Source organism: Hymenobacter jeongseonensis, from assembly GCF_015694725.1.
Taxonomy (GTDB): Bacteria; Bacteroidota; Bacteroidia; order Cytophagales; family Hymenobacteraceae; genus Hymenobacter; species Hymenobacter jeongseonensis.
Genome location: NZ_JADQDQ010000012.1, coordinates 97,074 through 108,699, shown reverse-complemented (window position 1 = coordinate 108,699; position 11,626 = coordinate 97,074). Strand labels below are relative to the sequence as shown.

Genomic DNA, 11,626 nt, shown 5'->3' with positions numbered 1-11,626 from the left:
CGGTGGGCACGGCGGCCACGGTGGCGCCGCTCACGTTGTTCCACTGCTCCCGCGTCAGGCTCCCCGTTCCAGCGCAGGCTGTTGGTGTTGGCGATGGAGCCGGTGCAGGAGTTGGTGCTGGAGCCGGTGCAATTGCCGTTGTACCAAAGGGAATCAGGGCCGAACCGGGAATAGGTTCTTGACGAACGCCGTCGGGACGGCGCCAGGCCACGGTAAGGTAGCCGGCACCCCAACTCTGCTTGTGCAGGCTTTCGATGTAGTAGCGCGTGCCGGCCTGTAGCTTGATGGCTACGGACTGCTGGCTGGGCATGCGGGTGAAGTCGCTGGCCGAGCTGGTCCAGCCGGTGCTGTAGGCGATGCGCACCTTCTTGGTGGGGTCATCGCTGGTGCTCAGGTAGAGCTCGGCTGTTTCGTCGCCCACAATCCAGAAGATATAGTCACCGGTCTGGGGAGGGCAAACGTAGCCGCGGATGCGCGCCCCGTTATTATAGTTAGTCTGGTTGGGGGTAGCAAACTGCGTGATGGCGGCGCTGCTGGTCGCTTTGGTCGTAACCGGAATGGCGGCGATGCCCGTGCCCGAGAGGTTGTTCCACTGTTCGCGTAGCAGGCTGCCCGTGCCGGTGCAAGCCGTTGGCGTCGGAGTAGGGGTGGGGGTCGGAGTTGGCGTAGGCGTAGGCGTAGGCGTTGGGGTCGGGGTGGGCGATACCACCACGCTGCCCGTGCCTTGGGTGAAGAACAAAGGCGTCTCCGTCAGGGCAATGTTTTGCGGCGATACGGAGGTTTTGGCGTTGGTGGTGGCGTGGTTCCACTCGTAGCGCTGCACGCTGGTCAGGTTCCAGCTAGCAGGGAAGGAATACGTTCCTTTGGCTGACTCCGTGTTGTCGACCAAAGCCTTAGCCCACAGCACGTAGGCGTACACGCCGTTCTTGCTGAAAGCCGCGCCGTTGAGGCTGCTGGGCAAAGCCAGGCCGGCGGTCCGGGCCGCGTCGTACTTATAGCCGTACAGGAGCTTGGAAGTAGTGGCGAAGGCCTGGCCCAACTGGGTAACTTTCTCCGCGCCGGGGGCGTCGCGCTTGAAGTTTTCGTATAAGCCCATCAGCGCCAGCTCATCGGCACCCGATACGGACGTGCCCACCGCCGGCGCGTTCACCGACTCGCCCAACTGGTAGAAATAGAACTGCTTAATGTCGTTTACCTGCGTCAAAACCAAGGATTTGATGCCGAAATTGCGCTGGCCTTCGTCCGACGCCGTGCGGTCGTCGGAAGTGCGGCGCGATACGTTGGCTTCCGACATGAGCAGGCTCTTGGCCGGATAAGTGGTGCCGTAGCCGTACTTCTTCAGCACGTCCACCATGGTCTGCCGCTCTTTCAGCAGCTGCGCAATGGCGTAATCCGACGAGCGAGTGTATTTGAACCCGTTGATGCTGGTGTCCCAGTAGTGCAGCGAGTAGGTGGGGTAGCTGTGGAAGCTCAGCGCGTCGAGGTACGCGCCGGCGGTGTGGGGGTAGGCGGCTGTTACTTTGCCGCCGTCGGGGTTGTCGGTGTAGCGCAGCAGGGCATCCACAAACTGGGGGTAGCCCACGCCGCCGGTGGTGATGTACGCATCGGGGCGGTACTTCTTAATTACCTCATAGCTAATGCGCAGCATGCGCACGTAGTGGAAAATGGGGGCCTGCACGTTCGGCATCTCGTCGGGCGTGGGCGCCCGGGTTAGCCACGCGTCCTTGTTCGATGCGTACGTGAAGTCGGGCTCGTTCACTACTTCCCAGAAGCGCACCTTGTCGCCGTAGGTCAATAGCAATTTATAGAGGTAGTAAGCGTAGTAGTTGTTCTGGTTCACGGTGCCATCGGCGTTCCAGATGGGGTCGTACATGCGGGCAAACAGCCGCGAAGAACGAGTCCCGCCGGGGTAGATGGTCTGGTCGCGGTGCGCTTCCGAGGGACCTTCCACAAAGCAGGTCAGCTCCTTCATGCCGTAGGTATTCAAATAGGCATCAAACGTGCCGGCCCGGATGCCGTAGCCGTACTGTTCAACGAAGTGCTCGGGCAGCGTAGGCCGTACCGAATGCACGCCCAATTTCTGGGAAGCTGCCGCCATCTTTTCGTCGGTCCAGGCAGAACTGTAATATCCAAGATTGACGCCGTACTGAAACGGCTCGGTGTAGGGTCTAATATAGTCTTTTGCAGTTCGCGTAGGTGTCTGGCCGTTAACGTAAAAAACAGACTGGCTGATAAATAAGAGCAGAAGTGAAAGAAAGCGTCTCAATAGTAATTGTACTTTAAGTTAAAAAAATTTAATACTGAAAGAGGTGTTGTATTGGTAGGATACAATAATGCTCGGCTCTTACAAAAGTACTAGTTGATTTATAGAAACAAGACTAACCTCAGCCGTAATGGCTTGGAAACAAGGCCACTTTCCAGAAAAAACTATTCATATAAGTAGCGCAATAGAAGAGAGCATCCTGCTTGCTTAAGCTGGAGCTTAGCTGTCAGTCGTTACCCAAGCTTTATTGATTTCAAATAATTGAAAATCAAATAAATATCGCGCTGACGGAGTTCTACGCTTGCTCTCACTATTTACCTATCCGGTTTTAGGATTTTGCGGCCCGGAGCAAAGCAGAATTGCAGGACATAATTTTGTACATCATTTTTTTCTTGTAAGTGGGCGGTGCAACCCTCAACCTTAATTGCTGCCTAACCTGTATTGGATTTGTTATAAAATTTCACAAGGGGCCAGATAGGATTTCCCCTCTTCAACTCCTGTGAATAGTTTCCCGCTGATTTATCCTTTCCCAATCACACACGGAGTGAAAGGAGCACAACGCCTTACCAGGCTAAGCGCTGCGTATCGATGCTTTGTGGACTAATAAGTATGTGATAATTAGAGTTTTTATAAAATAATACACCTTTATAGAATCTTGCTTATCTCTTTTGTAAGCAGTATTTCAGCATGGCATTTAGTTGGCATAGGTTCATTCAGATGGTTATAATACTTCGCTATTCGCCCATCTTTTGCACGATTGGATAGCCTGTTGGCTGGCTTTAGCATCATTCAAATAGGATAAAACTATCTTTACTGACGCAGGAGTTTTTTGCCCGCTTCGTGCTGAGCAGTGCCACAGTTGTTGACTGTCCCTGCTGCCTTGGTAGCAAATCCCGCTTCGCATCAATTTGTACTTATGCCATATCTGCTGCGTGACGCGCTTTTTCCGATAGTCGTATTTTTGCACGCTTTGCTCATCGGCGCCCCGGCAAATCACGGCCGCGGCCCGTTTAAGCGGGCGCCTTATGCCGTGCAGCGCATGGGACGGCTTCCGGCAGCGTTGCGCGAAAGCTCCGGCCTGGCGCTTGCCGATTCTGCGCAAGGCGTATGGAGCCACGGCGACGGCGGCACGCCGGCCTGCCTCTTCCTCGTGGTACTGCCCCATAAGACTGTGCGGCTGCTCGACCTCGCGCCCCTGCCAAATACCGATTGGGAGGACCTAACTCGGGATGCAGCCGGGTGCCTGTACATCGGAGATTTTGGCAACAATGCCAACCAGCGCCGGAACCTGGCCATTTACCGGACCAACCCGCGCGCTGGCCAGCCCCGGGTCGATACCATTGCCTTTCGCTACCCCGACCAGCGTGATTTCCCCCCGCGCCGGAGCCGCCGCAATTTCGATTGCGAGGCTTTTTTCTGGTTCAACGACACCCTGCACCTGTTTAGCAAGGACCGTAGCCGGCAGCAATGGGTGAAGCACTACGTGTTGCCCGCCCGCCCGGGCCGGCACGTGGCCGTGCTGCGCGACAGCATCCGCCTGAACCGGCCCATCACATCGGCCGACATCAGCCCGGACGGGCGCACGGTGGCCTTGCTTGGCTACGGGGGCGTGTTTCTATTTGCTCAGCAGCCTGGCCAGCGCCTTTTCGATGGGCGCAAGCAGTTTCGGGCCCTGCCCACCACCGGCCAGGCCGAAGGCGTGGTGTTTCTCAACGATTCGACCTTGGTAGTAAGCAATGAAAAGGGACGACTGTACCGCATGGCGCGCCGGCGGTAGCCCACTGGTTAGCAAGGGTGATACGTAGGAATACGGAGTAAAATACCGGGTGCCCGGCGGCCGGGGCGGCGAAATGCCCAGCGCGGCCCCTGGGATGGATACCGAGCCTAACTGGCGCCAGGAATTTCAAAACCAAACGAATACCAAATAACCGAAGCCTGAATTCCGTATTTCTGGCATCGCCAAGGCGGTTTCTGGGCCGTAAATAAGAAGGAGCGCATCGTTATCAGAAGCACCAGAGGTAGCGATACACTGGGGAAACTGTACCGGTGGTCTACCCACTGCGTGGGCCTCCCCAACTACCACCACAGGCGTTTTGTCGGGCAACGGGTCCGGCTGGCGTCTGTGCTGGTGGACACCCCAGCGGCGCGGGCGATAAGGTGCGGCAGCCTAGTGCAGGCACCGCAAGCGGAACGGAATTTAGCCGAGTCGTTTTAAGAGGGGAGGCCTTTGGATGTTCAACAAGACAGAGCAATCCGTTTTGTCAATCAAAAAGCGGCCTTAAAACAGCTTGCGAAGGGTCCATAAGCTCCACCCAATCACCATCAGCCCTACGCCCACAAACATCCACCGGGTGGGAATGCGCCCGCTGAGCTTGGCAGCCAGGGGTGCCGCAGCCACGCCGCCCACAATGAGGCCGGCCACGATTTGCCAATGCGAAATACCCAGAATGGAGAAAAAGGTGAGCGCGCTGGCGAACGTCACGAAGAACTCCACCAAACTCACCGTGCCGATGACGTACTGCGGCGTGCGCCCATTGGCAATAAGGGTGCTGGTGACCAGCGGCCCCCAGCCACCCCCACCAAATGAGTCGAGAAAGCCCCCGGCCCCGGCCAGCCAACCCGCATTTTTCACCTTGCGCCGCCGTTCCCGCTGCCGGCGCAAGGCTTTGCTCAGAATGCGTAGTCCCAGCAGCAGCAGGTAAAAAGCCAGAAGGGGCTTAATCCAGTTGGCGTATTGTTCGCCAAAATAGGAGAGCAGCAACGCGCCGCTTACCGACCCCGCCACGCCCGGCAGCAGCAGCGCCTTGAATAAGCGCTTGTTAACGTTGCCGAAGCGGTAATGCTGGTAGCCCGAGGCACCGCTGGCAAACATCTCGGCCGTGTGAATGCTGGCACTCACCGCCGCCGGATTCAGCCCCAGCGACATCAGGCTAATGGCCGAAACCACGCCGTAGCCCATGCCCAGCAAGCCGTCGATGAGCTGCGCCACAAACCCCACCGCCACGAACAGGTAAAACGTGTCCGAACTGCTTACAAAAGCCCAGGCCTGCGCCCACGTCACGTAGTAGGAGAGAATATTGAGCAGAATAAACAGCGCAAACGTGACCAGTGCGCCCGTGGCCACGCGCCGCCAGTAGGCAGTAGCGGGCGTTTCAAAAGCGGGCCCGTAGGCCAGCTCGGCCGTCACGGCGTTTAGGTATTTGATTTTCTGCGTAAAATCGCCCTGTAATCGATGGCCAATGACGGCCAGCTGCTGCATAAGGCTTTGCGTTTCGTTTGGCAGTGATTCCTCCAGCACGGCCCGCAGCCGCTTTCCCAGCGTGGGCGACTTGCCGTTGGTGGAAATGGCCACCTTCAAGTCGCCCTTGTGCACCACCGACGGCAGGTAGAAATCGCATTCATCCGGCATATCCGCCACATTGGTGAGCAAACGGCGCGCTGCCGCCGCCGCCTTGATGGCCCGATTCAGCGCTGGCTCGTCGGTAGCCACGAACACCAAGTCGTGCGCATCAAGGTCCGCTTCGGCATAGGCCCGTACATGCAGCTGCACCCGGTTGTATTGCCCAGCCAGTTCCGCAAACGCGGGCAGTAGTCGGGGCGCCACCACCGTCACGGCCGTGGCAGGGCTGTTGTGCAGGATGGCCATCAGCTTCTCCAGCGCCCCACTGCCACCCCCCACCAACAGCACCCGAAATTGCTCCAGCTTCAGGAAAACCGGAAACAACGCATTGCTAGTAGGAGGAGGCGAAGTGAAGAGTGACACTGATTAATAGCGGGACAAGCGGGCCTGGGGCGATAAGATACGGCGATTTTTGCCGTCTATACAGCCACAACTCTTAGCCAAGTAGCCGTGCTATTAGCAGAGCCTTGCCCGATACAATCGTAGCACGGCCCGACAGTTATGAATAGCGCTGCTGGAAGGGGAGTGTTACACCAACCTTATTTCGAAGAAAGCAGCCATCAACCGAATGAGCAGACGCCTTGAAGATTTTACTTCGCTTGAAACGCCACGAAATTTAGAAGGCATAAAAAAACCCTCCTTATTGCTAAGAAGGGTTTTGCTGTGTCTATAGGTGACACTTTGTAGTCCGTAGGGGAATATTACTTATACCCACTGGTATATGATTCTTCATGTGGTTTTTTTGAAAAATATTGATAATGGGCTTAACTGATGGATTTTCTCATAGGATGCAACGAGAGCGTATAGAATGATTTCCTGCCTTATACTGATTCTTTGTACCCTATACTGTACCCTGGACTTGATTTTCCGTAACTTGAGCACTGAATCAATCCTCTCCACTTATGGCTACGGTTTCCTTTCATCTCAAGGAGCCTAACGGCGAAAAGCCCACGGCAATTTTTATATGGTTCAATCCTCAAAATGGGGGTGGTCGGGTTCGCATTTATACGGGGGATAAAATACAGCCCGACCAATGGGATGGCGGAGACGAGCAACGTGCTAAGACACCAAAGCGTGGCGCTGAGACGGACCGTAACCGGACAATCAATGCGAACAACGAACGCATGAAAAAGCGGTTGCTCGACTACTGGCAGGAATGTCGGGCTGCTGGGTGGCTTCCCACCGCCGAGCAGCTTCGAGCAGTTGTCGAGCCTGAAAATACCGCTGCATCGGCGCCAGTGCGTCCGCAACCCCTTTCTGACTTCGTGACTTACCTGGACCGGATGACCAAAAAGAATACGGCGAATACGGTCAAGTCCCATCGCACTACCTATAATCACTTGGTGGCTTTTGCCGAACAATCCCACCGACCCTTAGAATATGCTGACCTGACCCTCGAGTGGAAAGACCGATTCGGAGCTTACTTGGCCGAGGAGAAGAAACTCGCCGATGGCAGCGTCAACAAGCAATTCAAAATTCTGAAAGAGTTTTTGGCGGACGCCGCTGACCGAGGATTTACTCCACGCATTGATGTTCGGGGATGGGGGTGGAAGTTTGTTGAACCCGCAGTGGTATCGCTTACCTCCCAGGAGCTAAGTCAGCTCGAAGCCTTGACTGACCTGCCCCCTTCCTTGGAGAATGCGCGAGGGTTGTGGCTACTCATGGCCTACACCGGCCTGCGCTATAGCGATGCCATGTCCCTGAGAAAGGAACATGACAAAGGCGATGTGCTGCAACTTGTGCCGAAAAAGACCACGGACATCGCGGTGGAGGTTTATGTACGGAAGTGCACCCGGCAATTGCTGGATAAATGGTGGCGGGGCGAGTTGCGACCTATTACTAACCCCAAGTTGAACGAGTACATCAAAAGAGTATGTGAACGGGCCAGCATTAACGACCTCACCGAGAAAATTACTTATTACAGGCAAACCAGCCAGCCAAAGAAAATAGCTGTTCCCAAGTACCAACTGATTAGTTGTCACACCGCCCGTCGCACCTTTACCACGCTTTCATTGGCCCAGAACATTCCCCTGGAAGTGGTCATGCAGGCAACCGGCCATGTGAATACTAAAACTACCCTGCGCTACAATCAAAACACCACTGCCCGCCAAATTGAAGCATCCCGTAAAGCATGGGCTGAGAATGACTAATTTCTTTAAAAAAAACTACCGTTTTCTTATACACTACTTACTCTGGCTGCGTCAAATGATTAGAGCAGTTGGGCCCCTTCTTCTCGCCTTCACGTTCGCTACGGGCAAGGGTTGGTGCCGTGCAGCAGAGGCGTGAGTACCCTCAAAAGGACCGTTTTAAGGATTTGTGTCAGCGCGTTGTATTCTCTTTATCAATTTATTATGCGCACTTCTAATGCTGTTTTTGGACAGTTTAAGGCCTTGTTGGACCTGACCGCCCTACTTGTCACGCTAGCGGGTTGCGAGAAAACGACCGAAGACAGCATTGGCGTGCCACCGGCCCGGGCAGCCGCACGCGACCCCGAGCCGCCGACGAAAAGCGCATCGGAGTAGCCCGCCGGGCGGAGGCAGTTTTCAGCCGTGCGTGCTGTCTACCCGTAAGGCAGTTGTTTCGACTTAGTTTATTCGCGTGGTTCCGACTCGTTTCTATTTTTCCAATGCCGTGGGCGCGGTCGATTTTGTTCCCCAGGCCTACGTGTACCTGCACTGGACGGGAGCGCCGCTGACGAGCCCAGAGTTTCGGGCCCTGTACGTACATGTGCGCAACCTCTTGCAGCGCCACAAACTGAAAGCCATTTTAGCCGACCACCATGCCATGCCCGAAGCGCCCGACGAAGCCGACCGGCTGTGGCTGCTCGACCAGTGGCTGCCCCAAACGCTGGCCGAAACGGCCTTGGCCCGTTACGCCGCCCTGCCCACGCCGGACCCGGGCCACCGCCTGCACACGGAAACGGTGCTTGACGGCCTGCGCCGCCGCCTGCAGGTAGCCGTTTTTGACGACCTCGACCAAGCCAGTGCCTGGCTTCAAGAGGCATAAAATCTGGCTGCTACGGGTTATTCGGCTCAACAACCGCCCCAAGGTTCTTTTCCACCTCCGCCAGTCGCTGGCGCACCTGCTCCCGCTCGTAGTCCGTGGGCAGGGTGCGCCGGGCGGCTTCGGCAATCAGCTCGGCTTGCTGGCGCAGGGCCTGGTGGCGGGCCGGAGCGTGGACGCGCTGCCCGATGGTGGCCAGGGCTGTGAGCAGGCGCAAGTACACGGCCGCGTTGCCGTCGGCGCTGCCGCGTATCTGGTCGAAGGCCGTGGCCAGGTAGCCGCCGAAGGTGGGGCGCACGGCGATGACGCGGACCCGCTCGTGGTCGGTGCGCCAGGGCTGCTCAAAGCGCCGGTCGGCCAGCTGCGCCAGCAGTGCACTCAGGTGGTCGATGCCGATGATGGCCGTGGTGGTGTCGTTGATGCCCGGCGAGAGGGCCTTGAGGGCAATGTCCACGAGCTGGCGTAAGCCGAACCCAGCGTCCTGCTCGATGGTGCGCTGACTGCCCAGGCTGAAGCAGTCGTTGAGTTGCGCGGTGAGCTCCTCCGTCAGGACCGTAGGGGCGGCCGGCGGCTCGTAGCGCGCCACGCTGACCAGGGCGGCGCCCCGGGCCACGAACCCGCCCAGGCCGTGTTCCATACGCACCACGCTCCCGAGGCGACGCGCGAGCGCGAGCAGGGCCTCCTCGTCCAGGCTTTGCACGTAGCCAGTGGCCCGGGCGGGCACCGGCTGCCAGCGTAGCTCCCCAGCCTGGCGGAGCAGGTCTTGCGCCTGCTGCGGGTCGGCTTCCTCGCCCAACTGCCTGGGAAACAGGCGCGCAATGGCCGCGTGGGTTTCCTCCGTGGCGTGGCGGATGATGGTAGATGCCTGAATGGCCGTGGCCATGTGGTGGATGAAGAATATCAGCACCCCGATGCTGACCAGGGCCAGCACGAGCCCCATGAACACGGCCAGGGAGGGAATAAAGCCCCCTTCGTCGCCGCCGCGGATGGTGCGCAGCACTATCAGGCAGTAGACGAAAATGCTGACGAAGAAGCCCAGGACCAGCTGGTTGGCCCGGTCGCGCATGAAGTTGCGCAGCACCCGGGACGTGTACTGGCTCGACACCTGCGCCAGCGTGCTCAGCGTCAGGGAGAAGATGAGGGCCGCTACCGTGACCATGGAGCCGGCAATGGCCGTGAGCATGCCCCGGGCCCCGTCGGAGCCGGCCCCGAACAGCAGCGGGTAGTCCGGCACCCAGTCGTGGCTCATGCCGGCGTCCAAAAACACCAGGGCGAAGGCCAACCCGATGGCGGTGGCCACCATCAGGGTGGGCACAAACCAGAGGCTGGCGTTGAGGTTCTGCCAGAGGGCGCGGAGTCGGTGCATGTGGTGCGTTTATGAGCAGTTAATGGCCGGCATCGGCGGGCGCCTCGCCGGTGCTCAGACCCAGCCGCTTGACCAGCGGGCCGATGGTGAGGCCCTGTCCGATGATACTGAACACCACCACCACATAGGTAATGCCCACCATCAGGTCGCGCGGCATGGACTCGGGCAGCGACAGGGCCAGTGCCACGGAAATGCCGCCCCGCAGCCCGCCCCAGGTCAGCACCCGCAGCGTTTGGCGGTCGAAGGGGTAGTAGCGCCGCAACAGGACCAGGGGTACTCCCACCGACACCCAACGGGCCAGCAGCACCACGACGATGGCCGCCAGGCCCACGAGCAGGGTAGTGCGGCTGATATCAAGTACGAGCATCTCCAGGCCGATGAGCACGAACAAAACGGCGTTGAGAATCTCGTCGAGCAGTTCCCAGAACTTGTCCAGGTACTCGCGCGTCACGTCCGACATGCCCAGCTGCCGGCCCCGGTCGCCCACAATCAACCCCGCCACTACCATGGCCAGCGGGCCCGACGTGTGCAGTTGCGCGGCCAAGGCGGTGCCGCCCATCACCAAAGCCAGGGTGATGAGCACCTCCACCTGGTAGTGGTCGATGCTGCGCAGGGCCCAGAAGCCGGCGTAGCCCAGGGCCGCGCCCAGAGCTAGGCCGCCTACGGCTTCCTGCAGAAACAGCTGGCCGATAACGGCGGGCGTGGCCTGCTCGCCCCCGAACTGGGCAATCTGAAACAAGCTGATGAACACGACCACGGCAATGCCGTCGTTGAAGAGGGACTCGCCCACGATGCGGATTTCCAGCCGCGGGTCGATGCGCGCCTGCTTGAGAATGCCCAGTACCGCAATGGGGTCGGTGGGGGAAATGAGCGCCCCGAACAGCAGGCAGTAGATAAAATCGGTGGGCAGACCGAAGAGCGGCAGCAGGTAGTAGAAGGCCGTGCCGACCAGGGCCGTGGAGAGCAGCGTGCCGGCCGTAGCCATCGCGCCCACGGCCACGCCTTCTTTGCCCAGGGCGCGCAGGTCGACGTGCAGGGAGCCAGCAAACAGCAAAAAGCTCAACATGACCTGCATGAGCACGACGTGAAAGTCGATGCCGCGCACCAACTCGCCCGCGGTCAGCACCCAGTCGACGCCCAGCTTGCCCAGCCCGATGGCCAGCAGCGAGGACACCAGGGCCAGCACCATCAGCCCGATGGTGCCGGGCAGCTTGAGGAAGCGGTGGTTGACGTAGCCGAATACGGCGGAAATGACGATTAGCAGCGCCAGGGTATTGTATAATTCCATCTAAAAGCCAGGGGCGGGTTAGGGTTGGGTAGACGCGGAAAAGCGGAGCTTAGTTGACCAGCTGCAGTGGCGTGTAAGTCGGGCGGGCCTTCTTCCAACGCAGCCACGTCCAAATGGGCCGGGTCGTTAATGTATTTTAATGCTTCGTTCACCTCGTTTTAATCTCCGCCCGACTCCTTTGCCCCACAAAACAAAAGGGGCTCCAGCTTGGCCAGCGCTCCAATTCAAACAGCTTAGCGGCTGACACAGAGTATTTAACTCATCCGGTCAGCCGTAGTTTGCCGCCAATGTATCACTTTCCTGGGT

The 11,626-nt window shown here is 58.3% G+C and carries 8 protein-coding genes; 4 read left to right on the top strand and 4 right to left on the bottom strand.

Features of this window, described 5'->3' with window-relative positions; genetic code table 11:
- Positions 1–2,098: PA14 domain-containing protein (locus I2I05_RS18805; protein ID WP_230688421.1), on the bottom strand; the 2,098-nt coding region annotated here is incomplete at its 3' end.
- 1,081 nt (positions 2,099–3,179) lie between these two features.
- Between I2I05_RS18805 and I2I05_RS18800 the strand changes: the two genes are divergently transcribed.
- Positions 3,180–4,040 (top strand): hypothetical protein, encoded by an 861-nt coding sequence (locus I2I05_RS18800; protein WP_196283794.1) that lies wholly within the window; start codon positions 3,180–3,182, stop codon positions 4,038–4,040.
- Between the two features lie 501 nt (positions 4,041–4,541).
- On the opposite strand, the gene I2I05_RS18795 is transcribed toward I2I05_RS18800, so the two are convergent.
- Positions 4,542–6,026, bottom strand: coding sequence for a TSUP family transporter (locus I2I05_RS18795; RefSeq protein WP_196283793.1), 1,485 nt, complete (start codon positions 6,024–6,026; stop codon positions 4,542–4,544).
- Between the two features lie 539 nt (positions 6,027–6,565).
- On the opposite strand from I2I05_RS18795, the gene I2I05_RS18790 reads away from it, so the two are divergent.
- From I2I05_RS18790 to I2I05_RS18780, 3 genes are all read left to right on the top strand, one after another.
- Positions 6,566–7,813, top strand: coding sequence for a tyrosine-type recombinase/integrase (locus I2I05_RS18790; RefSeq protein ID WP_196283792.1), 1,248 nt, complete (start codon positions 6,566–6,568; stop codon positions 7,811–7,813).
- 201 nt (positions 7,814–8,014) lie between these two features.
- On the top strand, positions 8,015–8,185 hold the full coding sequence (locus I2I05_RS18785) for a hypothetical protein (protein WP_196283791.1): 171 nt from the start codon (positions 8,015–8,017) through the stop codon (positions 8,183–8,185).
- 76 nt (positions 8,186–8,261) lie between these two features.
- Complete coding sequence (locus I2I05_RS18780) at positions 8,262–8,669, top strand: hypothetical protein (RefSeq protein ID WP_196283790.1); 408 nt, start codon at positions 8,262–8,264, stop codon at positions 8,667–8,669.
- 10 nt (positions 8,670–8,679) lie between these two features.
- Here the strand turns inward: I2I05_RS18780 and I2I05_RS18775 are convergent, their stop codons facing one another.
- Complete coding sequence (locus tag I2I05_RS18775) at positions 8,680–10,032, bottom strand: DUF2254 domain-containing protein (protein ID WP_196283789.1); 1,353 nt, start codon at positions 10,030–10,032, stop codon at positions 8,680–8,682.
- Positions 10,033–10,051: 19 nt separating this feature from the next.
- Complete coding sequence (locus I2I05_RS18770; RefSeq protein WP_196283788.1) at positions 10,052–11,320, bottom strand: cation:proton antiporter; 1,269 nt, start codon at positions 11,318–11,320, stop codon at positions 10,052–10,054.
- Positions 11,321–11,626: the final 306 nt, after the last annotated feature.